General features: G+C 54.5%; 21 protein-coding genes. 9 read left to right on the top strand and 12 right to left on the bottom strand.

The window, feature by feature from the left end:
• Positions 1 to 14: 14 nt before the first annotated feature.
• Positions 15 to 407 (bottom strand): hypothetical protein, encoded by a 393-nt coding sequence (locus tag ACFSSA_RS08060; RefSeq protein ID WP_386819922.1) that lies wholly within the window; start codon positions 405 to 407, stop codon positions 15 to 17.
• A gap of 159 nt (positions 408 to 566) precedes the next feature.
• On the opposite strand from ACFSSA_RS08060, the gene ACFSSA_RS08055 reads away from it, so the two are divergent.
• Both ACFSSA_RS08055 and ACFSSA_RS08050 read left to right on the top strand, forming a co-directional pair.
• A complete protein-coding gene (locus ACFSSA_RS08055) occupies positions 567 to 1415 on the top strand; it encodes a trypsin-like serine protease (RefSeq protein ID WP_386819921.1) in 849 nt (282 codons plus the stop codon).
• 58 nt (positions 1416 to 1473) lie between these two features.
• Entirely contained in the window at positions 1474 to 3240 is a 1767-nt protein-coding gene (locus ACFSSA_RS08050) for an ABC transporter ATP-binding protein (protein ID WP_386819920.1), read from the top strand.
• An 18-nt stretch (positions 3241 to 3258) separates the two neighbouring features.
• Here the strand turns inward: ACFSSA_RS08050 and ACFSSA_RS08045 are convergent, their stop codons facing one another.
• Genes ACFSSA_RS08045 through ACFSSA_RS08035 form a run of 3 tightly spaced genes read right to left on the bottom strand, consistent with a single transcriptional unit; the run spans position 3259 to position 7618 of the window.
• Complete coding sequence (locus ACFSSA_RS08045; protein WP_386819919.1) at positions 3259 to 4242, bottom strand: FAD:protein FMN transferase; 984 nt, start codon at positions 4240 to 4242, stop codon at positions 3259 to 3261.
• A gap of 21 nt (positions 4243 to 4263) precedes the next feature.
• Positions 4264 to 6276, bottom strand: coding sequence for an SUMF1/EgtB/PvdO family nonheme iron enzyme (locus tag ACFSSA_RS08040; protein WP_386819918.1), 2013 nt, complete (start codon positions 6274 to 6276; stop codon positions 4264 to 4266).
• Positions 6277 to 6289: 13 nt separating this feature from the next.
• Entirely contained in the window at positions 6290 to 7618 is a 1329-nt protein-coding gene (locus ACFSSA_RS08035; protein ID WP_386819917.1) for a Gfo/Idh/MocA family oxidoreductase, read from the bottom strand.
• Between the two features lie 202 nt (positions 7619 to 7820).
• Here ACFSSA_RS08035 and ACFSSA_RS08030 point away from each other — a divergent pair, with 202 nt between their 5' ends.
• On the top strand, positions 7821 to 8540 hold the full coding sequence (locus tag ACFSSA_RS08030) for a pseudouridine synthase (protein ID WP_386819916.1): 720 nt from the start codon (positions 7821 to 7823) through the stop codon (positions 8538 to 8540).
• Here ACFSSA_RS08030 and ACFSSA_RS08025 read toward each other — a convergent pair.
• Both ACFSSA_RS08025 and ACFSSA_RS08020 read right to left on the bottom strand, forming a co-directional pair.
• Positions 8500 to 10074 carry a cation:proton antiporter domain-containing protein gene (locus ACFSSA_RS08025; RefSeq protein ID WP_386819915.1) on the bottom strand — a complete coding sequence of 525 codons (1575 nt, stop codon included), beginning with the start codon at positions 10072 to 10074 and terminating at the stop codon, positions 8500 to 8502. The two genes, ACFSSA_RS08030 and ACFSSA_RS08025, sit on opposite strands and share 41 nt — an antisense overlap.
• On the bottom strand, positions 10071 to 11720 hold the full coding sequence (locus ACFSSA_RS08020; protein ID WP_386819914.1) for a cation:proton antiporter domain-containing protein: 1650 nt from the start codon (positions 11718 to 11720) through the stop codon (positions 10071 to 10073). The genes ACFSSA_RS08025 and ACFSSA_RS08020 overlap by 4 nt, the downstream gene beginning before the upstream one ends.
• A 129-nt stretch (positions 11721 to 11849) precedes the next feature.
• Here ACFSSA_RS08020 and rph point away from each other — a divergent pair, with 129 nt between their 5' ends.
• Complete coding sequence (gene rph / locus ACFSSA_RS08015) at positions 11850 to 12632, top strand: ribonuclease PH (protein WP_386819913.1); 783 nt, start codon at positions 11850 to 11852, stop codon at positions 12630 to 12632.
• Between the two features lie 83 nt (positions 12633 to 12715).
• Positions 12716 to 13333, top strand: coding sequence for a hypothetical protein (locus ACFSSA_RS08010; RefSeq protein WP_386819912.1), 618 nt, complete (start codon positions 12716 to 12718; stop codon positions 13331 to 13333).
• 15 nt (positions 13334 to 13348) lie between these two features.
• Here ACFSSA_RS08010 and ACFSSA_RS08005 read toward each other — a convergent pair whose 3' ends face one another.
• From ACFSSA_RS08005 to ACFSSA_RS07985, 5 genes are all read right to left on the bottom strand, one after another.
• Positions 13349 to 14077, bottom strand: coding sequence for a uracil-DNA glycosylase family protein (locus ACFSSA_RS08005; protein ID WP_386819911.1), 729 nt, complete (start codon positions 14075 to 14077; stop codon positions 13349 to 13351).
• The gene (cyoE, locus tag ACFSSA_RS08000) at positions 14065 to 14961 is read right to left on the bottom strand and encodes a heme o synthase (RefSeq protein ID WP_386819910.1); all 897 of its coding nucleotides are present in this window, start codon (positions 14959 to 14961) and stop codon (positions 14065 to 14067) included. Before cyoE ends, ACFSSA_RS08005 begins: the two co-directional genes overlap by 13 nt.
• A 140-nt stretch (positions 14962 to 15101) precedes the next feature.
• Positions 15102 to 16199 carry a PfkB family carbohydrate kinase gene (locus tag ACFSSA_RS07995; RefSeq protein WP_386819909.1) on the bottom strand — a complete coding sequence of 366 codons (1098 nt, stop codon included), beginning with the start codon at positions 16197 to 16199 and terminating at the stop codon, positions 15102 to 15104.
• A gap of 254 nt (positions 16200 to 16453) precedes the next feature.
• Positions 16454 to 16747, bottom strand: coding sequence for a putative quinol monooxygenase (locus ACFSSA_RS07990; RefSeq protein ID WP_386819908.1), 294 nt, complete (start codon positions 16745 to 16747; stop codon positions 16454 to 16456).
• Between the two features lie 42 nt (positions 16748 to 16789).
• On the bottom strand, positions 16790 to 17800 hold the full coding sequence (locus tag ACFSSA_RS07985) for a zinc-binding alcohol dehydrogenase family protein (protein ID WP_386819907.1): 1011 nt from the start codon (positions 17798 to 17800) through the stop codon (positions 16790 to 16792).
• Positions 17801 to 18082: 282 nt separating this feature from the next.
• Between ACFSSA_RS07985 and ACFSSA_RS07980 the strand changes: the two genes are divergently transcribed.
• The 4 genes from ACFSSA_RS07980 to ACFSSA_RS07965 are packed head-to-tail and all read left to right on the top strand — an operon-like array spanning position 18083 to position 20454.
• Positions 18083 to 18463, top strand: a complete 381-nt coding sequence (locus ACFSSA_RS07980) for an ArsR/SmtB family transcription factor (protein WP_386819906.1) — start codon at positions 18083 to 18085, stop codon at positions 18461 to 18463.
• Positions 18460 to 18936 carry a DUF6428 family protein gene (locus ACFSSA_RS07975; protein WP_386819905.1) on the top strand — a complete coding sequence of 159 codons (477 nt, stop codon included), beginning with the start codon at positions 18460 to 18462 and terminating at the stop codon, positions 18934 to 18936. Before ACFSSA_RS07980 ends, ACFSSA_RS07975 begins: the two co-directional genes overlap by 4 nt.
• Positions 18937 to 18979: 43 nt before the next feature.
• Positions 18980 to 20008 carry an ACR3 family arsenite efflux transporter gene (arsB, locus tag ACFSSA_RS07970; RefSeq protein ID WP_386819904.1) on the top strand — a complete coding sequence of 343 codons (1029 nt, stop codon included), beginning with the start codon at positions 18980 to 18982 and terminating at the stop codon, positions 20006 to 20008.
• Positions 20009 to 20013: 5 nt separating this feature from the next.
• Positions 20014 to 20454 carry an arsenate reductase ArsC gene (locus tag ACFSSA_RS07965; protein WP_386819903.1) on the top strand — a complete coding sequence of 147 codons (441 nt, stop codon included), beginning with the start codon at positions 20014 to 20016 and terminating at the stop codon, positions 20452 to 20454.
• Positions 20455 to 20513: 59 nt separating this feature from the next.
• Here ACFSSA_RS07965 and alaS read toward each other — a convergent pair whose 3' ends face one another.
• A complete protein-coding gene (gene alaS / locus ACFSSA_RS07960) occupies positions 20514 to 23351 on the bottom strand; it encodes an alanine--tRNA ligase (protein WP_386819902.1) in 2838 nt (945 codons plus the stop codon).
• Positions 23352 to 23549 lie beyond the last annotated feature (198 nt).

Raw genomic sequence — 23549 nt, 5'->3', positions numbered from 1 at the left:
AGCTTCACTCCCGCTTAATATTCCTGTCCTTTTTGCTTTTTCACGGCCACCACGTAGTCGAGCACGGCTGTTTCATCGGAGGAAGGCAGCCCGGCATGCCGGATCATATCCGGCATAGCGTCTTCCCAATCCATAATGTCAACCCGTTCAGGGAGCTGATACTCATGACATTCGCCGCATTTCAACATGTAAACCACGTGTCCGCGCTGGAGCTGGGAAAGCGAGGTTCCACTTGCTTTGGCCATCTCCGGGCTAGGGTTTGGCACTTCGGAAATTCCTCCTACAGCACCGTCATCGCCCGCGGCCATATCACCCATTTCCCCGCCGCCTGTGGCGCAGCTTGTCAGATGCCAGCAAACAAATCCAATCAGAGCCCATCCGTATTTCATGGCGCTATCCTTCTCCATTTCGCCAGTTGTATTCAATACTTAAGTTTCATTGACCTTTTCCGCATTTTTCTGAAACTCGTCAGTGATAAGGGCAGCCGTGGGATGAAACCTATTTCCTTAAATCCGATGAAATTTCTACTCTCACAATGTCTACTATTCCCGTCGATATTTGCGGGCATGGCTAGCGCGTTGGTGATCTATGGAGGGGACAATTCCACCAATCGCACCGATCCGGGCAGCGGCCTGCCCTTCGAATCCGTCGGTAGTCTGAGCAATTTGAGCGGAGATATCGGCGGGACCGGGATTTATCTGGGAAACGGCTATGTTCTCACGGCAGGCCATGTCGCCCCCTATGACAGGATCACCTTCGATGGGACAACGTTCTTCACACGTGACGCCTCTCCGGAAATACGGGTCGCACCGGGCGTGGATCTGAAAATAATTCATTTAAGCTCCGCCCCTCCGCTCTCCGGGGTCAGTATTTACACCGGCTCCGATGAGTCGTTGAGCCCCGCCACAATCGTCGCCTACGGAGTGGGCAGAAGTGATGATGGATCGTCGTTGGACACCGTTACATGGGGCGATACCTCCACCGTGGCCAAGCGTTGGGGCACCAATCAGATCGGAGGCTCGATCGATGATTTCAACTACTCCAGCTACGCCTTCGACGCGCTCCAGACCACGCTGGGACAAACCGCAGGTGAAGCGGGAGCAACAGTTTTTGACTCCGGCTCCGGACTATTCCAAAACATAGCCGGAAACTGGTATCTGACGGGCATCACCTCCGTCGTTACCCAGAAATCCGGCTCCGGCACATCCACTTTCGGCACGGACTCGCCCGCTCTCGTTCTGCCTGGTGCGCCCAGTAGCCTACTGCAGCCACCCGGCTCCGGCGACGTGAATCTCTTTGTTCGCCTCAGCAGCTACGCAACAGCGATCACAGGCCTGACCTCCGTGCCGGAGCCGTCCACGGCCCTCATTTTATCGCTACTTTCAGCTGCCACACTGCGCCGCAAACGCTCCTAACCCATTATAGGCATTTCCCGTCATTGACGCATCGCGCTCCATCGTTTCCCATCCGCACATGCCTTCCGCGGATAAAAAATCTCCCATTTCCTCAAACAGGTGGATCTTCTCCTACCTGCTGGGTGAGAAAAAAGTCTTCATCCCCTCTCTCATCGCTCTCTTTGTGACTGCCGGTCTGGCTCTCGCATTTCCTTATTTTCTAAAAGAACTCATCGGGAACCCGGCAGACGCACTCCAGAATGCAGTCCCACCCGAGCAAATTCTTGCCGGGATCAACAAGACGGTCTTGATGCTTCTCGGCGTTTTGTTTCTGCAGGCAAGCATCGCGTTTTTCCGCGTCCAAGGCTTCATCAAGTCCGGCGAATCCGCATTGAACAAGCTGCGCCAGGATATTTTCAAACATTTGTTGAACCTACCGATCTCCTATTTCCAGGATCAACGCGCCGGCTCTCTTAGCAATCGAGTTTCCTCGGATCTCAGCCTGGTCCGCGAGACCCTGCTTACCACGGTGCCCCAGGCAGTCCGTCAGCTTGTCATTTTAATCGGGGGCCTGACCTTCATTTTCATCGCCTCGTGGAAGCTGTCTCTGATCATGCTCGGCTGCATTCCTGTCGTGATTCTGCTGATCGCATTTTTCGGAATGAGGGTCAAAAAGCACTCGAAGGCCGCGCAACAATCATTGGCCGAGGCCTCAACGGTCATTGAGGAATCAGTCCAGAACATTGCGGATGTGAAAGCCTTCACTAACGAGAAATTCGAGCAGACCCGCTACGCGTCCTCCCTCTCGGATTTTCTTTCCGTCACTCTCAAAGGTGCCCGCGCAAGGGCGGCGTTCCTCTCATTCATTATCTTCGTGCTTTTTGGCACCATTGCCTTCGTGGTCTGGTATGGAGCCCGGATGTATGCCACCGATGGCATCTCGTGGACAAATTTCTCGTCCTTCATCCTTTTTTCCATTTTTGTCGGAGCGTCGCTTGGCTCATTCCCGGAAATCATTTCCCAATTCCAGCAAACCGCGGGAGCCACCGAGCGCTTGCGGGAAATACTCGATATGCCTACCGAGCGCGGGAGCGGTGCCTCGGATCTAACCATCTCCGGCCAGATCACACTGCAGGACATTTCCTTCACCTACCCCTCCCGGCCGGATGCTCCGGTTTTGAAAAATATTTCCACCGTGCTTCCGGCAGGGCAGCGCACGGCGATTGTCGGCCCCTCCGGAGCAGGAAAGTCGACTTTGTTTTCCCTCATTCTCGGCTTTAACGATCCTACCTCGGGCAACCTGCTGCTGGACCAAACCAACTCCAAGGAAATTTCGCTCAGCTCGCTGCGCTCCCAGATCGCGATCGTGCCCCAGGAGGTCATGCTCTTCGGCGGATCAATATTGGAAAACATCGCCTATGGAAAACCGGGTGCCACTCGCGAAGAGATCGAAAACGCAGCCATCCAGGCAAATGCCCACAGCTTCATCACAGAGCTTCCAGAGGCCTACGAGACGATTGTCGGTCCGCGGGGCACGAAGCTTTCGGGAGGTCAGCGCCAGCGGATTGCAATCGCCAGGGCTATTCTCGCGGATCCGAAAATCCTACTGCTCGATGAAGCGACATCCGCTCTTGATTCCGAATCCGAAAGACTCGTCAATGAGGCTTTGGAGCGCTTGATGCAGAACCGCACTTCGCTGGTTATCGCCCATCGTCTTTCGACCGTGCGGCACGCCGATCAAATTCTGGTCATTTCAAAGGGTGAATTGGTGGAACAAGGCACTCACGACAGCCTCTATGCGGCAAACGGAACCTACAAGTTCCTCGCGGAAACCCAGTTGAGCTGAAAACAAGCGTCGATCCAGCTAACCGCTCCGGCTCCAAATTTTCTCACAAAGCCTGGAGATAACCGCGAAGTCCGCCGAACCCATGGAGGAATGCGCCGCGGTAGCGAGACAATCCGCCGCCACGGCGGACTCCGCGACGACGGTCACACTGGAATTTTTGCGTAAGCCGGCGGGCTCCCTCCGATTCACCACGTGGCTTAGATGAAGCTCCTTATCCGAGATGGATTGGTAGAGATCGCCGGAGGTCGAAAGTGCCTGATTCACTAGAAACACCGATTCACCCGCCACCGCTCCATTTGGATCCAGAATGGCAATTTCCCAGCCGGATTTTCCAATTGGAGCATCCGAAGCAATGATCTCCCCACCGAGATCGAGCACTGCCGCGGTGATTCCGGCTTTACGAAAACAAGCCATCGCCCGATCCGCCGCGTAACCTTTTGCAATTCCTCCGTAATCCAGCAGAATTTCCCCGCTTTTGGGATGGAACGTGATGGTTTTTTCTCCAAGTTCCAGTTGTCCCCAACCGACCCGCTTCCTTAGAAGCTCGACGCGTTCCGGATCGGGAATTTTTTGCGATGCCGCACAAAATCTCCAATAGTTGGTCAGTGATCCAACGGTGAGATCGAAATGCCCACGGGTCATCTCCGAATATTCCAGGGCGCTCCCGGTGACCTTCATGAGATCGTTGCTTACAGCAATGGGTTTCCCCGGTTGTGCATTTGCCTTTCGGCAGAGCGCCAGGGCTTCACTGTCCGGCCGATGAACTGAAAATATCAGCTCCAGCCGCGATAACATTCCGGCCACTTCTTTTCTGAGGCTGTTGAACTCCGCCTCCGTCCGACCCGCAGGAAGCTGGAAATAAGCCTTGAAGTAGCTGCCCATACAGCCCCACTCCCACATACAATCATGCCCGAGCCGTCCCACGGCAAACGCCCGATTCTCCACGCCCATAAAGCCCAGGCCGGTTAAAGCCAGTCGATTGATGAACGCGCGGCGGTTCATGACGCGTCAGGAAGATGCCTATCAATCATACGCCACACCGGAATTCCAGTATTCATACATTTCCTCCACGCTGGGAATCACTTCGCTGCGCACCGGCCGGAAGCCAATCCACATAATATTGGTATGATACCAGATACTCTTCGGATTCTGGGGATCCGAGATTTTCCATTTGGGATCCGAGCCTTCACGTCCGTCGAACTTCAATTGTGCGTGATCGGAGTTCCAATGCCCCCCTTTGCAAACATGGGGGTAGGGACCGGTCGCTTTGATCCATGGCGCCTTCACAACATCTTTATCGCCCAAAGCCGCGCGCCGGTTTTCCACAAATCCATCCAGGGTCCATTCCATGACGTTACCGAGCATATCCTTCACTCCCCACGCGTTCGCTTCCTTTCTGCCAAGCCGTTGGTAGGATCCATTGCTGTTATCATTATACCATCCGTATTGATCCATCTTTCCTGCGTCGGCATCTTCTCCCCATGGATAGGAAGTAGCTACTCCGGCCCGGGCCGCATATTCCCATTCCGCCTCAGTAGGCAGCCGGTAAAAATGCCCGGTCTTCCAACTGAGCCACTGGCAGTATTTGTTCGCCGCATGCTGGGTCATCGCAATCGCCGGATGCCTGCGCACCCCCATGCCAAAGCTCATTGCATGATACGGCCGGGATGGCTGGGCCAGGATAACCTCATCTTCACCCACCAGCGACATATCCTGCGGGTAGCCATCCTTATTGCGGCCGATTTCCGGCTCCATGAAAGGAGAATAGAGATCCCACGGCAGCTCCGTTTCCGCGATCCAAAACCCATCAAGCTCCGCGGTAAATTCATCATCTTTCCCGGATCCTTTCATCTGGAATTTTCCGGCAGGAATCGGCAGCATTTTCAGCGGCACACTGATATTCTCCACTTTGTCAGAGTATGGCTCGCCGGGAGGTGTATCCGCTGAGTTTTCGAGAATTTTCGCATGGATCAGTTTTACAAGTTCCAGCTCCTTGGGATCAATTCGAGCTCCGTTGGCTTTTTCCTTTCTATAAACAATTGTCTCGCCCTCCGGCCAGTGCGCCCCGCGATTCACCCACTCCCGGATGAGGCTGATTTCAGATTCCGGAATACGGTCGAAACGATCCCGTGGAGGCATGGCAAATGGAGCCTCGTGGGCAATCAAGCTGGTATATAATAAACTGCCTTCCGCATCACCAGGGAGCAACGCAGCGCCGCGGTTTCCTCCTTTGATCAGATCCTGGCGTGTTTCCAATGAGAGATTTCCACCATTTGCCAGCTTGGATTCCCCGTTATGGCAGCTGATGCAGCGGCTGGAAAGAATCTCTCCCACCTTCGGGAAAAGCTCGTCATCCTTCGCCTCGGCGGCATCGAGCGGCACGACATACATACTGCGATAGTAAACGCCATCCGCATGCCCACCCAAGCAGAGATGTCCGGACAACCGCAATTTGCCGACTTGGGGATGGAATTCCGATTCCGCCTTTTCCAGATCAGCATCCAGAACCAGCGAGCCGTTCAGCCAGGCCCGGATCCTGTGCCCGCGGACTTCCACTGTCTGAAAATTAAGCTCACCGACGGGTTTTAAAAAACCTTTCTTCGCCGCTACCAACCCATAGGCGCTTGCATGGTATTGGCTCTCCTTCAGCTTGGAATACTTCTTCGCGCTGTTATCCAGCATCTGAAGCTCACACATGGAGTCATAGCCGGTTCCCTTGCCGGGATAGCGCAGAAATATTCCGCTATTGGCCTCCGGCTCCAGCATGAACTCGCAAGATAACACAAAGTCCCCGTAGGATTTTTTGGTATACGGCTGGCCATCTGGCACCTTGATCATTCCCGATTTCCTATCGGTGGATTTGAAGTGGCTCCATACACCCTCGACTGCCGCGCCCTCGGAAATGAGAGGCTCCGCCTCTGGATACTCAGCCAGAAACGCGTTCATCGATTTCTGCTCAAACGTTGCCCCGGAAAGATGGGCAATACCTGCCAGAAGGATGATGCAGGTGGCGCTAAAAAATTTTCGGAGAGACATTCGGTGGATCAGACTAGGAGTTTAGTGGCGAGGGATAGGGCATGGTCTCGAATGGAGTGTCGTAATCCCACTTTTTCTCACTGTCGAAATAGGCTTCATCAGACTCCAGCACATCTTCCGGATAAATTTCCTGCCCGGTCTGGGTGGCCATCCTTCCCATGAGAGCAAGGAGGTGGGTATTGTAGGAAGGCTTCAGATCGCTGTAAACCTTGCCAGCTCTGATGTGCTCAAGAAAAGTGACATGCTCTAGCTCGTAGCCGAGAGCTACCGTATCAGCCTCGAAAATACGCTTTCCTTCCTTTTCGATAAAGGAACGTCCGTTACTGAGCTTCGTCCGTCCCTTCGTCGCGAAAATTTCGTCATGAATTGTCCGGAACCGGCTCATGTGACTGCCATTCAGCAAAGCTCTTCTCCCATCCTGGTATTCGTAGGTGATGTTAATAAACTCCGTGGTATTTCCCGGAGAGCCATTCAAAGGGCGACCACCGTTTCCGTAGCAACGTTCCGGCACATCGTCATTCATGGCCCAGCCGAGCTTGTCCACCGAATGGATAAATTGCTCCATGATCCAGTCACCGCCCAACTCGCGGAAACTAAACCACCTCTTGAAACCATTATGCTCATGCAGCGTTTTCAACTTTGCCGGTTCCAGGGAATTCTTTTCCATTCCCTGCCACAGGCAGTAGTAGCCGGTTGCCGTTAGTATATCTCCGATTTCTCCGGAAAGAGCTGTTTCATAGATCTTTTTCGCCGCTTCCGTATGCCGCCAGACAAGACCGGTTAAGAAGGAAAAACCCTTTTCATTCCCCGCTTTCACAGCGCTTTCCACCATTCTCAGGCCCGGTGCGTCCACACACCATGGCTTTTCCGCGAACACGTGGACTCCTTTTTCGAAAGATTTTCTCACCTGAGCCGGGCGGAATGCCGGAGGCGTGGCGAGCATGATGATATCAATCCCGGAGTTAAGAACTTTTTCAAAGGAATCATACCCAATGAAAGTCCGCTCCTCACAATCGATCCGCTCACCGTAGGTTTGTTTCAGTTTGCTTTTGTTTTGCCCGGTCGTTTCTTCATTCACATCCCCGACGGACCAAATAACCACATTCGGGTCGGCCCCGAGAACATCTCTTACAGCACCCGAGCCGCGGTTCCCGAGCCCCACAATCCCGATCTTTAGTTTCTTTGTTTTCAAATCCCCCGCTGTATCGGCTCTCGCGGCAAGAGTTCCCAGACAGGCGCTCAACGCAACCGCCCCGGAAGCGGTGAGGAATTGTCTTCTCGAAGGATTTTCTGGAAGAAATGGCGAATCGGTCTCCCTGGCGGATAATTTATTTGAAGGCATGATTTTCAGCAGCTGGGTTTAGGAACAAAAAATGGACGAATTTTTCCCATCCTTTCGCAAACGGTTACGTTTAAGCGGGAAAAATTCTATCCACCGATTCATGAATTGATCATACCGATCCGACAAGCTCCCGTTTGTTATAGTTACTGGAATCGCATCCGCGAAGATCTCAGATTTGGAAACCCATACGCCGAAACCACCCATGACATTACTCCAATTCATCGCAAAGCGAACCGGTAAAGGAAGGCGGTTTGCAAAGGCGGCATTGGAGGCGGGGCAAGTCTTTCTCAATAAAATCCAGCAAAGCGAAGGCAGAGTAGAGGTGGGCAAGTTCGATCAGTTGGAACTCTCCGGGGAAATTCTCCAGCAGCGCACAGCACGCTATGTGATGCTCCACAAACCAGCAGGGGCCGTCAGCGCAACCCAGGACCGGGAGCACACGACAGTCATCGATCTGATAAAGACCGATTGGGCTCACGATCTCCACTTGGCCGGCCGTCTCGATCGGGCCACCACCGGCCTTGTCATCCTGACCAATGACAGCGCTTTCTCGGAATCCCTCACCCAGCCGGCCCAGAAGATCCCCAAAACCTATTTGATCCATACAGATCTTCCCATTCCGCCGGATGCTATTGCGAAATTCCGCAGCGGAATGTCATTCGATAAAGAAAAAATCCGCACCCAGCCCGCGCTAGTGGAAATGCTGTCCGAGACCAGCTGCCGCTTGACGATTTACGAAGGGAAACACCATCAGATCAAACGGATGTTCCTCCGTTACGGTATCCGCGTAACCCAGCTCCACCGGGAAACCATCGGCCCCTACCAACTACCGGATCATCTACTTCCGAGAAAGTGGATGGCGATAGATCCATCTCTGGTTTTCAATCCTTCACCCGGTCATTCGCAGCAAGCCAGGCCATAAACGTATCCGCTGCCGCTTGCGAGTTCATCACTGGGATACCACCCGCCTTTTTGATCTTCGCAGCATCCTCATCCTCGAAAACCCGTGCGATGACTGGAACTCCTTTCACGTATTTTAAAACAACCATCGCATCGCCCACTCTCCGCATAGAGGCGATGACGATCTTCGCGCGGGAAGCTCCCGCTTTCTCCAAAACTTCCTCCTCGGCCCCATCACCCCGTAAATAGGGGACATTTTTCTTCGCCAAAGCCCTGCAAACGACAGCGTCATCATCGACGACCAATACCTTTTCCCCCTGAGCCAGGAGCGGCTTCAGCGTCCACATACCTGCCGACCCAAAACCAAGAATCAACACATGTCCTTCCAACGCGGATTCCACCCGCTTCCGTTTCCGCAGCGGGTGGAATGGAAGCAGAAAGTTCGCCACCTCCTCACGGCCCAGGATAGGAGTCGCCACCATCGTGATCACAGTGGTCAGCGCCAGAATTGAAAAGGTATCCTGACTGACATGCCCCAAAACCACACCGCTCAGCCCCAGCAAAAGCGAATATTCGCTCGTCTGAGCCAATAGCAGTCCGGACTCGATTCCAGCCCGCGCATTGAGCCCGCGCCACTCAGCGACCAAGGCAACAAGTGGCGGGGTAACCGTGATCACCACGATCGAATAAAGCCCCGCCTGCAGCCAAAGATTGAGCTCCGGGATACCCAGTAGCGCCCCGAGCGCGACGAAAAACATCGCCTGGAAAAAATCGACCAAAGACGATAACTGCCCACGCACCAATCCATTGAGAGGAAATGCGGAAAAAACAAAGCCCGCCGTGAAGGCTCCGGCAATCAAAGGTAGCCCCAGCCATGCGGCAACCCCTACAAACCCGAGCAAAACAGCCACCAGCCAGAGCAGCAGGCTCTCTTCATCCGGCTTGAAACGGAGAACCATCCTGGGAATCACAAACCGCTGGGCCACCCAGGCAATTCCGCCCAGAATAAACGTTTCCAAAAGCCCTCTCCCAACATCCCAGCCCCCTCCGTCGACCCTCGACAACAGCACGATCAGCAGCACCAGCGCGACGTCCTGGAGCAGCAGAACTCCGGTCACTACCCTACCATAGGGCTCGAACATTGCCTTGCGGCTTTGCAGATGCCGTAGAACCACCAGGGTGGAACTCGCAGCCAAGCCCCCCCCCATGTAAACCGCTTCCAAAGTCCCGAGTCCCATCCACTTCGCACACAGAAATCCCGTGCCCATCGCCAGGCCGAACTGCACTCCGGCGACCCACGACACAGCCTTTCCGAGACGCATGAAACGGCTCGGATTCAGCTCCACCCCGGATGAGAACACTAGGAAAACCAAGCCCAGCTCCAGCATATCCATCGCGCCCTCGCCTCCGCCAAGCTGCAGCTCGTGCGGCACCAGACCAGCCAAGCCCAGACACATTCCGGCACCGATCAGAATGGGCACCGACGGCAATCGGAAAAATTTGGCGATGCCATAGGCAATCGCTGCCATCACTAATAACAAAGCGAATGTATTCATTTCAAAACCCCCATTTCCTGCAGAATCCGTAGCTGCGCCTTCACCCCGTCAACTTTGGAAACCATCAGGTAATCCGTCTCGAGCTCCAACAGGTTATCAATCACCGAGAAGTCCACCACATGGATGGCGCATGGCACTCCGGCAGCCCTGCATCGGTATGCGAGCAAATCATTTGTTTGCTCGATCTGAAGGGCGGAAACCAAAAGCTTTGCCCGCGAATAGCCGGCCTCCTCCAAAACGGAAAGATAGCCGACGCTGCCCAACAGGCTGCTACCCGGAAGATCTTCCATTTTTTGCGGATCTGTATCGACGGCCAACACATTTTCCCCCTTTGCGCAGAGGCGCCTCACAAGCTCTCTCCCCAGGGAATTCATACCCACCACAATTATATGTCGGTCCAAATGCTCCCCGGCATGAACGATGCGATCCGCCACCTCCGGCTTTCCATCAAGGAATTTGAATTTCAATAAACCCATCCGCAAAATCCATGCGTAGAGGCTGTGGCTGTAGATGATCGTATAGGATGAAACAGCGATCGTCACCACCCCGATCAAAGCGGAAATCAGGAGAATATTTCCTCCGATCAAGCCCTTGCTCATCGCCAACCCAGCCAAAATAAAAGCGAACTCACTGGTCTGCGCAAGCGTCACACCAGTCAGGAAAGCTGTCTTCCGTCCGTAACCCCTCCAACCTAAAATCGCGAGGAAGAGCAACGGCTTTCCCAGTAAAACAAAAGTCGAAAGTGCCAGAACGCTCCCGATGTGATCGGAGGCTCCACTGAAATCGATACGGATCCCGAGCGTCACGAAAAACACCGCTACAAAAAGGTTCATCAGCGGATGCACCCGCCGCCTCAAGTCCTCATTATACGGCAGCTGTGCGAGGCTCATTCCGGCAAGGAAAGCTCCAACCTCCAGCGACAACCCGAACTCGTGCGCTCCGAAAACCATCAGGAAACACCACGAGAGCGCCCAGATGAGAAGCACATCCGGGGAGCGTGCCGCCCATTTGAAAGGCTTTGGCAAAAGGTATTTTGAAGCGACCAGCGCCACAACCAGCAACACTGCCATTCCGCCAAAGGCCTTCAATAAACCTATCCCCACCGTGCCGGCATTCATCGCCTCGCCCGTCTCATCGGACATTCCGGCGAGGAAGGTCAACAGCATGATCACCGCCAGGTCCTGCACCAGAAGCACACCCAGACCTATACGCCCGTAGAGACTTTCGAGCTCTCCTTTCTCATCCAGCAGCTTCACCACCACCACGGTGCTGCTGAACGTCAGCGCGATCGCAAGAAAGACAGCCTCCGCCATCCCAAACCCCAAAAGCGAGCACAGCACATAACCGCTCAGCGCGGTGAAGCCAATTTGCAGCACCCCTGCCACCACCGCGACTTTGCCGACATCCTTCACCTTGCCAATGCTCAGCTCCAGCCCAACGAGAAAAAGCAGCAAGGCAATTCCGGTCTCGGATACAAGCTCCAGCCCCTCCCCCATTTTCACCCATCCAAACCAGGGCCCGATCACGATCCCACAAAGAAGATAAACGACGATCGCCGGCATTCTGACCATTCTGCCGATCGCAACCATCACCGCGGCGCAGACCGAGATGATTCCTAAACTTTCCAAAAACTCGGCCTCAGGCATTCGCAGCCGGACTGTAAGCCGATTCCGATTACCCGCTCAATGACCAATCAGAAAAACATCGCCCGCCAGATCGGATTTCCCTTCAATTTGGGGTTTGAAGTTTGACGCCGGGCGTTTAACCGTGCCGCCATGATTCGCCCTGACGCACGCGCAAACGACCAGCTCCGCCCGATCTCCTTCCACCCGAATGTCGCCCCCAATGCTACTGGATCGGTGCTCGTCGGTTTTGGCGATACCCGTGTCATCTGCTCCGCGACGATCGAGGAGGGTGTTCCCGGCTGGATGCGTCACCAGCGCGTGCCGGGCGGCTGGCTTACCGCCGAGTATTCGATGTTGCCCTACTCCACGCACGATCGCAAATCACGCGATATTTCCCGCGGAAAACTCGATGGCCGCTCCTCGGAAATCCAGCGCCTGATCGGCCGTGCAATGCGTGCCGTTGTCGACCTCCAGAAAATCGGCCAACGCACGTTATGGATCGACTGCGATGTCCTGCAGGCGGACGGAGGCACCCGCACAGCCTCCATCACCGGCGCATGCGTGGCTACAGCAATCGCCTTCAACCGCCTGCTAGCCGAAGGAAAGATCAAGGATTTCCCTCTCAAGAAACTCGTAGCCGCGGTCTCCGCTGGCATCTATGAGGACACCCCTGTCCTTGATCTCAATTACCTGGAGGACAAGGCTGCGACTGTCGACTGCAACATCGTCATGACAGAAGCTCTGGAACTCGTGGAAGTCCAGGGATCCGGCGAAGAGGCCGTCTTCACCCGCGCACAGATGGACTCCATGCTGGACCTTTCCACCAAGGGAATCTCTGAAATCTTCTCCCTTCAGAAAATGGCCATTCTCAATGCGGATAAGGCAGAGCCGGTTGATTTCGCGGCGCTGCTCGGGACCTTCGGAAAGCATTGACCTTTGTCCTCGCGGAGGACGCCGATCGCCTGACGTGTTCAGGCGGTCACTTTACAGAGCGCGGAAGTATCGTATGATATCATATGATCGATACTAATCTGAATACTTGTAATGTTGCTGCGGTAGCCCTCGGACTTTTGTCCGGAGTCATATTTATCGCACCGAAAACTGCAGACGCGGCGCCGGAGCCAAGCAGTGAAGCCGTCCGGGATTCCCATGCCGACAGGGAGGCGCTCGAGAAAGAGAAAGCCGTTCAGAAAGCACGCGAAAAAGAGGACAACGAAACGGGAGCAGCAGACACCGTTCCCGCGGGTAAAGACGCTCGCCCGGCCAAAGGCGACGCTCCGGCTGGCAAGAACACGGTTCCGGCGGGCAAAGGAGCCCAACCAACCCAAGGTGATGCTCCCGCCGGTAAGAATACCGTTCCGGCAGGAAAGGATGCGCAGCCTGCGAAGGGTGACGCTCCTGCAGGAAAAAATACCGTCCCTGCCGGGAAGGACGCCCAGCCAACTAAAGGCGACGCGCCTGCGGGCAAGGATACAGTTCTCGCAGGCAAAGATTCCAAACCGACCAAAGGAGATGCCCCCGCCGGTAAAAATACCGTTCCCGCTGGTAAGGATGCACGTCCCAACCATGGCGATGCACCTGCGGCGAAAGATACGGTGCCGGCTGGAAAAGACGCCAAACCCATCAAACGATAGCCGCTCGAAAATTCATCACCAGGCACCCATATCCCGCAGCTGCTTTTCAGCCGCTTCCGCCCAGCCACGATTCGCGGCTGGGGATGCGGGCGAGGGATGGAGAATTTTCCCGATCGTTCCTGCCACACCGAGCTCCGCCTTGGCCAAGGCCATTTGTTTTCCCGCATAAGCCCCCACTCCAATCAGAAACTCCGGTTTGGTAAGCTCGATCAACCGTCTCAGATGCTTTTGACAAGCTGCGTCTACCATGACCATTTCGCTGGCTTTGATTTTGTCGGGCGTGAGGTTCGCCCCTGTGTCTTTCATCCAAATCAATGGGCAGAAATTGATCACCAGATGCTCTGCAAAAAAATCTTCCGCCTGCGGGAATTTTTCCGAAAAAAGTCCCCATAACCTGCGCCCGCTTACCTCGGATTTCGGGCAGTCCATTCCCAGAACCCTCCGCTTTGGATGCTCGATCGCCGGCTTCCCGATTTCCGGGGAAAGCCGCATCCAGTCCCTCACCATCGCAATTTCGCCAAAAGGAACCCCTGTCTGCGCCATCCCATAAGGTCCGGGATTCATTCCCAGCATCAGCACCCTTTTTGTCGTGCCTGCAAACTTCTCCAGATACTTCTCATAACCGTCCCGAGCGTAGTCCACCGTCAGGTAGGTATGGGAAACCGGATCGGAAAACTCAAGCGGGCGAAGCTCGTCCGCCAAATCACGTCCGGCTGTTATCAGTTTTCGTGCTATCGTTTCCATGCGATGAGAAGCACCGTTAGGGCAACGGGAAGGTAAATAAGAGTCGAGAAGAATAACTGTCGGCAGGAAGTGCGTTCACCATGCTTTGTGAAACGCAGGCTGAGCGCCGCGATGGCCAAACCAAAAATCGGCCCGCCGATCAGCCACAAGAGATTCGTGAAACCCCAGATACCCGGCAATAATGAGAACGCGGCAAGCACGAGGGAAAACATCACGCAAAGAATTCCACTGCGTCTTCCGCTCAGATCACCATTGGACCACATTTTATATCCGGCATCCTCATACTCCTGGCGGCAAAGCCAATTGATCGCGACAAAATGGGGAAGCTGCCAGAAAAACAGTATCCCGAACAAAAACCACGCTTCCGGATCAATGATCCCGCCTCCGCCACCGACCCAGCCGATCACCGGGGGAATTGCTCCGGGGATTGCACCAATCAACGTATTGACCGAGCTCATACGCTTCATTGGCGTATAGATGAAAACGTAAATCGCAATGGTCGCGGCTGTCAGATAAGCAGCCCATTGCCCAACCATTACCGCGAGATGAATGATACCGATGGCAGAAAGTATCCAGCCGACCGCAAAGGCGGTGATCGGATTCATACGCCGAGAGGGAAGCGGCCTATCCGCGGTGCGCTTCATCAGCAGATCCAGATCGATTTCCATCAGCTGATTGAACGCAGCGGAGCCAAAAGCCGCGGCTGCCGTGCCAAGCAAGGTGTGAATCAGAATCCCCCACTCCATCGGCATTCCTTTCCTCGCCAGCAGATAACCGAAGAATGTTGTCACCAACACGAAAAAGTTCAGCCGGACTTTCATCAAAACAGTCAGGTCCTCCCGAAAGGTAGGAGGCTTGGTGATATTTTCTTCGTTCTCTGGCACGGCGGGAACTTGCCCGAACATTTCCGCCTAGTCTAGCAATGACGGCAACAAAAAATGCGCCACCGATGAGTGACGCATGAGCAACGGAAGAAAATTGTTCCGGCACTTTGCAGAACAAAATGCCGGAATAAAATGCGGATTTAGCGGACCACCCGAGCGCCGCCGCCGGAGATCTGCTTTTCGACTTCCTTGCGGGTCGCCATGGAGGTATCGCCCGGCGTTGTGGAAGCCAGTGCGCCGTGTGCGGCTCCGTATTCCACAGCTTTTTTCGGGTCGTTGAACTCCATGAATCCGAACTGGACGCCGGAAGCAAAGGAATCACCTCCACCGACACGGTCGAGGATTTCGAGATTGTCATACTTGCGGGATTCGTGGAACTCACCGTCGTGCCAGAGGATGGCGGACCAATCGTTGATTGTAGCGGTTTTCACCCCACGCAAAGTCGTTGCCGCTGCCTTGAAGTTCGGGAATTCCTTCACTGCGGTTTCAATCATTTTCTTGAACGCTTCTGTCTCGATTGTGGAAATATTGTGGTCCACTCCTTCGACCTCGAAGCCGAGTGAAGCTGTGAAATCTTCTTCATTCCCGATCATCACATCGACGTATTGGGCGATCTCACGATTCACCTCGCGGGCTTTTTCAATGCCGCCGATGGTTTTCCAGAGCGAAGGACGGTAGTTGAGATCGTAGGAAACGATCGTGCCGTATTTGTTAGCTGCTTTCACAGCCTCCAATGTAACTTCCGCGGCGCTCTCGGATAGAGCCGCGTAGATTCCGCCGGTGTGGAACCAGCGTGCGCCAAGCTTTCCGAAAATGTGATCCCAGTCGATATCGCCAGGCTTGAGGCTGGATGCGGCGGTGTTGCCACGGTCGGGATTGCCGACAGCACCACGGATGCCGAAGCCACGCTCGGTGAAGTTCAATCCGTTGCGGACGGAGCGGCCGATACCGTCATCCTCACGCCATTGAATGAAATCCGTAGCCACGCCACCTTGCATGATGAAATCTTCGATCAAATGGCCCACTTCATTGTCCACAAATGCGGTTACGACCGCAGTCTTGTAGCCGAAGCATTTGCGCAATCCACGTGACGTATTGTATTCGCCGCCGCCTTCCCAGGCTTGGAAACTACGGGCAGTGCGGATGCGGCCTTCGCCCGGATCGAGGCGGAGCATCACTTCTCCCAGTGAAATTTGATCAAAGGCGCATTCGGATTTCGGTTTGATAGTTAAAGGCATTGTGTCGTCTGGTTTAAGAAAATTGACTGCGCATTCAAATCAGAGCGTATCTGCATGTAAAGGGGATAGACCCGTTTACATGGTTCATTCTCTCCCAAAATAGGCGAATTCTCCGAAAACCGAGGATGCCGTCGTTATTTTCCAGAGCGAACCATCCACCTCTCCATGACGAAAAAAACAAGTAATCGAGTGAGCGGTCCTGCTGGATCCCGAAGGAAAACCGGAAAGATTTTCCGCTGGATGGACACTCTTGCTCAAGCGATATGGGTTAGTTCGTTCACTTTGAAATCGGCCACTGCTCCCTCGGTAGCAGTCTGGTAGGCGGCCAGGTGCGCATTTTCCATGTGAGCCTCCCAATGCGCCCGGGACTCCCAGTTTTCGTGAAAGAAAAAATGGGTTGGATCCACATTATCCTGATGAAGATCATACTGGAGGCAGCCATCTTCGGCCCGGGTGACTTCGACGAGTTTCAACAGCTCCGCCTTTACGAGATCAATGCGGTCGGGCTTGGCGTAAATATCTGCGGTGATCGTAAGTTTCTTGCTCATGGTTCTGAATTCTTTGAAATGTGATGATTGGTTTTCCCGCACTTACGCCCAGCCGGAAATGGTGAGCTTTCCAATGGATCTGCCGGATTCGATGCGGCGGTGTCCCTCAAGGATATTTTCCGCATTGATGGGGCTGAGGTTGTCATTGGCAGTGGCGAGGAGCTCACCGGATTCGATCAACTCTGCAATGCGGGTAAGGATATTGTGCTGCTCGATGATGTCTGCGGTCTTAAACATCGCGCGGGTGAACATGAACTCCCAACAGATTGCCACAGACTTAGCTTTGAAGGGACCGCCCATATCGAGATGAGTTTTGTGCTCCGTGATCAGGACCACACCACCCTGCGGTGCTATCATTTCTCCCATGGCTGCCCAAGAGCTATCGACATTGTTGTAGTTTGCGATGTAGCCAACATTTTCAAAGCCGAGTTCCCGGAGCTGGGAGGGCATGTCACCGCGGTGATTGATAATATGATCCGCGCCCAGTTTCCGGCACCACTCCGCGCTTTCGTCCCGCGATGCGGTGGCGATCACCGTAAGCCCCGCCCGTTTTGCCAACTGAATCGCCATCGATCCTACTCCGCCTGCTCCACCAATGATCAGGAGGGTTTTCCCGGCGTTTTTACCGGAAGCTTCCGGATCGATATGGAGGCGGTGGAACAAAGACTCCCAGGCAGTGAGCGCAGTCAAAGGGAGTGCCGCGCTGGTAGCCGCATCAAGGCCTTCCGGCCGCTTTGCGACGATACGTTCATCGACGAGCTGATACTCCGCATTCGATCCGGGACGCGTCACATCACCTGCGTAAAAAACCTTGTCGCCCTCATTGAAAAGAGAAGCTTTATCGCCTGTGGCCACAACCACACCAGCAGCATCGTAGCCCAGAGTCTTCGGTTCCCCACCTTCCGCGGGGCGGACTTTTGTATCCACGGGATTCAGCCCGATTGCCTCGATTTTAACAAGAATATCAAAGCCTTCGGGAGACGGAGTCGGAAGTTCGGTCTCAATAGCGGAGCCTGCCTCGCTGCTATTGCGGATGAATTGGATTGCTTTCATAGGTGCGGTAATTTCGGTTGATTCTGTCTGGTGGATTATTTTCGGCATACAGCCGGTCAACTGCCTCTTCCTGGCAAGTGATTCCCGGCAAGTGGTTTTCCCGGGCGGCACAATCATCGCGCGAAAAGCGATAATTGCCACCCAACACTTTGGAGATTCTACCGCACCATGGGTGCCACCTCAGGAAACCCGGCTGCATCGCATTCAGAAATATCGGATCCCTGCCTTTTTGCAGCAGAAGCGACCCCAAGAAAATCGCTGGACATAACGATAAATTACGTTATGACTATTTTCGTTATGAGCAACCCCGCAAAATTCTTCCGTGCTCTGGCGGATGAGACCCGCTGGCGTATCATCCATCTCGTGAAGGATCGCGCATTATGCGTGTGTGAGCTGGCCGATATCCTGGAAATGCCGCAGTCATCCGTTTCCAGCCACGTTCAGATTATCCGCAAAGCGGGATTGCTCGAAAGTGAGCGCTGCGGCAAGTGGACCTATTTCCGCATTGATCCGGAATACCTCCCGCTCCTTGGACAAATCATCTCTTCACTTCCCGACGATCTCGACCACCGGGCTGACTTCAAAAAGGCGGAAATCCGACTCGCCGACCGTGAAAACAGCTGCTGCCCGGGCCCGGTTAAACTTGCAAAACTACCATTATGAAACTCCTAGAACTAAAAGCATTACTCTCAGAATTCTCCAGCCGTTACTTCCGTATCAAACTTCCGGATGGCAATCAGGTTCCGCTTTCCTTCCACGTCACGGAAGTCGGCCACGTGCATAAAACCTTCCTCGATTGTGGGGGCACGCTTCGCGAAAACCGCTGCTGCCAGCTCCAGATCTGGGTGGGCGAGGATTTCGATCATCGCATCGAGACCGGAAAAATGGCTGCCATTATGGAAAAAGCAAAAAGCATCCTCCCCGATGAAGAGGTGCCGGTGGAGATCGAATACGAGGACAAGGTCATTTCCCAATACGTCATCGTCGGACATGAGCTAACCAACGATGCCGTCATCCTGATCCTCGAGAACAAGCATACGGAATGCCTCGCTCCGGAGCTCTGTGGCCTCCCTGCCATCGGCCGGCTCCCTGCAATCGGCGGGAAGTCATCCTGCTCCGGCCCGAATTGCTGCTAACCCATACCATTTACCCGTTATGTCTGACACCGTCGCAAAAAACATGTCATTTACGGACCGCTATCTGACGGTCTGGATCTTTGTCGCAATGGCGATCGGAGTTTTTCTCGGAAACTTCGTGATTGCCGATCCGGCGGCCTTCTTCGCGCCAATGACACTTGGCACGACCAATCTGCCGCTTGCGATCGGCTTGATCGTGATGATGTATCCGCCGCTGGCAAAGGTCCGCTATGGAGAGCTGCCGAAAGTTTTCTCAAACACAAGGATCCTCAGTCTGTCACTGGTGCAGAACTGGCTGATCGGTCCCGCATTGATGTGGATTCTTGCCGTCATCTTCCTACGGGATCAGCCGGATTACATGGTCGGATTGATCCTTGTCGGCATCGCCCGATGCATCGCCATGGTTCTCGTCTGGAATGATCTGGCCAAAGGCAGCAGCGAATATGCCGCAGGTCTCGTCGCGCTGAACAGCATCGCGCAGATCCTGTTTTACAGTGCCTACGCTTGGTTTTTTATCACTGTGCTTCCTCCGTATGTCGGGCTGGAAGGGATCGTGGTTCCGGTTTCCATGTCGGATATTTTCCATAGCGTTCTCATCTATCTGGGCATCCCTTTCGCAGCTGGAATCGCAAGCCGCCTGCTACTGGTGAAAGCCAAAGGCACGGAATGGTATGAAAATGTTTTCATCCCGAAGATTTCCCCGCTGACCTTGTTCGCCCTGCTTTTCACCATTGTCGTGATGTTTACTTATAAAGGTGATGCGATCGTCCGTCTGCCGATGGATGTCCTGAGAATCGCCGTTCCGCTGGTGATCTACTTCGCGATGATGTTCCTGATAAGCTTCTTCATGGCGGCAAAGCTAGGCTCCGACTATCCGCGCACCGCCAGCGTGGCCTTCACCTCTGCAGGCAATAATTTCGAATTGGCCATCGCGGTGGCCATCGCGGTCTTCGGGCTGGAATCCGGAGTCGCCTTCGCAGCTGTCGTTGGCCCTCTGATTGAAGTCCCCGCACTGATCGGGCTGGTCCACGTCTCCTTTTTCCTGAAACGAAAATTTTATCCAACAACCTGAAAACAATGAATCCACCAACCATTCTCATCCTCTGCACCGGTAATTCCTGCCGCTCACACCTTGCCGAAGGTATCCTGCGAAAAGCTCTCGGCAGTGACTTCAACGTCCGGAGCGCAGGCTCGAAACCCGCGGAATATGTTCATCCTCTCGCGATCAAGGCGATGGAGGAAATCGGTATCGATATCAGCTCGCATCGCTCCAAGCACATGGACGAGTTTCTGGAGCAAGATGTGGAAACCGTGATCACCGTATGCGGAAATGCCGATCAAGCCTGCCCGATGTTCCCGGGCCAGATGAATCGTCACCACTGGCCTTTCGATGATCCTGCACACGCGACTGGCACGGAAGAAGAGCAACTCGCCGTTTTCCGCCGTGTGCGCAATGAAATCCAGCAGGTCTTCGGCGCATATGCTGCCGGTCGTCTGGATGCCCTGAAAGCCCGCTAGAAAAATTCAACCGGCAGGGGCGGAGTCGTTTACCGCCCTTGCCAAAACCGCATCCTATCTCAGAATTTTGCCGCAGCGGCTGCCTTGATCTCATCAAGCTTGCCGCGATCCCCCGCAGCGCCACGTGCCTGATCCGGCTTACCACCGCCTTTCCCGCCGGCGATAGCTGCCAGCTCCCGGAGAATATCACCTGCTTTCAGACCTTTTGCCAGAGCATCCGGGCCGCAATGAACTGCGAGATGAAGCTTCTCACCATCGTCGACAACCAGTAGAGCCGGGCCGGCGAAAGCCTTTTTCTTCAGGCCATTCTGGAGCTCCTGAAGCAAGGAAGCATCCGAGTCAAAACTGACGATAATCGGCTCTCCTTTTGCGATGAGATCCGTGAGGGCTTCGTCAGCCAGAGCCGCGGCTTGGGAGGATTGAATTTTCCTGATGCGTTTCTCGGCTTCAATCGCAGCCGCCTGGGTTTCCTCCAGCGTGCGCTGACCGTGGGAGAAGGTTGCATTAATTTGGGCAATATCGGCACGCTCGGTCAGCATCGCCGTCATGATGTGCGGGAAGTCATTTACGGTGACTGCCTCTTCGCCTAGCTCGGTCAGTTTCTCATTGGCCACCTTGAGCTTCTCGCGGGCAGCCTTGAGATCCGTATCCCATTTACTGACCGCCTCATTGAGATAATCCCATGCGGAGTCACCGCAAACCGCCTCGATCCGCCGCACGCCGGAAGCGATCGCGCCCTCGGATTTGATTTTGAAAAGACCAATCTCGCGGGTGTTGCGGACGTGGGTTCCGCCGCAGAGCTCCATCGAAGGACCGTCAAGCTGGTTGGCATGACCGCCAATTTGAACCACCCGAACGGTTTCTCCATATTTATCGCCGAAGAACTGCATGATATCCTCGCGATCCTTGATGTCCGCGTGCTTCACCTCTGTCCAGGAGACGGTGAGCTCGCCTTGGATCGCACCGTTCACCAATTCTTCCATTTCAGCGATCTGCCCGGCGGTTAGGGCAGCGCTATTGAAGTCGAAGCGGAGGCGGTATTCGTCAACCGAGGAGCCTTGTTGGGTGGCATCTTTGGAAACCACTTCATGCAGCGCCCAATGAAGAAGGTGCGTGGCGGAGTGATGCGCCTCGATCGGACGGCGGCGTTTTTCATCGAGCTTGAGGGATATCTTATCGCCCACGCCAACCGCGGCGGCAGAATCAATCACGTGGGCACGGGCGCTGCCAATCTGCTGTGTGCCGGACACTTCGATCTCATTGCCGTTCACAATCATGACCCCGGTGTCGCCTGCCTGCCCACCCATCTCCGCATAGAAAACGGTTCTATCAGTGATCACGAAAAGCGAATCTTCCTGCGGATGGACTTCGAGGACCGTGGCTTCAGTTTCATCGTTTTCAAAACCGAGGAATTCAGTAATAGCATCCGTGGAAATATCCAGAGCTCTTACGACAGTTGATTTTTGCGCAGCACGAGCGCGCTCACGCTGCTGCTCCATAAGCTTCTCGAACTCGTTGGTGTCAACTGTCAGGCCACGCTCCGCACAGAGCAGCTCTGTGAGATCGAGTGGAAAGCCGAAGGTATCGTACAATTCGAAAGCGATCGACCCCGGGAACGTTGTGCCGAAGGAAACCGCCGGGGTGCCGGGATCAGCCGGAGCCACAGCATCCTCAAAGCGCTTCAAACCGCGATCCAGCGTCTGGTTGAAGCTCGCTTCTTCGTTCTCAAGAGTCTTGCGGACCACGTCCTGACGGGCCTTGAGCTCTGGAAAAACCTCGCCCAACTGCTCTACCAGAGCGACAACGAGGTTCCCGAAAAATGGTTTTTCACCGGAAAAACCGAGTTGACGGCCGTATCTGACGGCACGGCGCAAAATACGGCGGAGCACGTAGTTCCGGCCATTATTGCCCGGCATGATGCCATCGGCAATCGAGAAGCTCAGGGTGCGGAGATGATCTGCGATGACTCGGAAGGCGACCGCTGTTTTCATCTCCTCGGAAAATGCCGCCCGGTCAGCACCCGGCTCCGGATAGATATCCGAGTAGGTTTTTCCACTGAGTTCTTCGAGCTTGCGGAAGATCGGTTGGAAAACATCCGTCGCGTAATTCGTCGGTTTCCGGGAGAAATCTGTGAATTTGCGGGTATTCTGGATGAGTGAGCAGGCGCGCTCAAATCCCATCCCAGTATCGATATGCTTCGCCGGCAGCTCACGGAATGACCCGTCTGCCTCCGCATTGTATTGGATGAAAACGAGGTTCCAGATCTCGATGCATAGATCGGAGTCCTGGTTTACCAGCTTTCCTTCGGAATCCCCGTTTGGAGTGAGATCCACATGCAGCTCGGAACACGGTCCGCATGGACCCGTCTCACCCATCATCCAGAAATTATCCTTCACGTTGCCATTGACGATGTGCTTCGCCGGATCAAGCCCTTTGGTTTTGAAAAGTTCCGCCCAGAGATCATATGCCTCCTGGTCGAAGCTTGATGGATCCCCCTCCGATGGCGCGTAGACCGTCGCGTAGAGCCTTTCCGCAGGCACGCCCCACCGCTCCACAATAAGTTCCCAGCTCCACTCGATCGCTTCCTTTTTGAAATAATCCCCGAAGGACCAGTTCCCCAGCATTTCAAAGAATGTGTGGTGATAGGTGTCATAGCCGACATCCTCCAGATCATTGTGCTTTCCTCCCGCACGGATGCATTTCTGTGTGTCTGCTGCACGCGCCGGAGCATAGGGCGGCTTTTCAGTGCCCAAGAAATACGGGACGAACTGGTTCATCCCGGCATTGGTGAAAAGCAGGCCGGGAGACTGCGGCATCAGCGAAGCGGAAGGCACGATCGTGTGCTGCTTTTCGCGGAAAAAATCGAAGAAGGAATTGCGGATCTCGGAGGCAGTCATGGTGAGGGGCGGGAGATTGGAGGATGCGGGAAAAATTTAAACTCTAAACTTCGGATATGAAAAACTCCGCACACAGCCCGGAACATGGATGTTTTTTGAAATTCAGCCGCGCGATGGCACGTTTCACGCTTCCAAATCCGGTATTCCCGTGGTTAGCGGATTGGCTGCGGCGGACTTAAGCCCTCTAAGCTAGGGGAC

It is taken from the genome of Luteolibacter algae (assembly GCF_042683045.1).
In the GTDB taxonomy this organism is placed as follows: Bacteria; Verrucomicrobiota; Verrucomicrobiia; order Verrucomicrobiales; family Akkermansiaceae; genus Luteolibacter; species Luteolibacter algae.
Note: the sequence above shows the minus strand (reverse complement) of the source record. Positions and strands in the feature narration are given on the sequence as shown.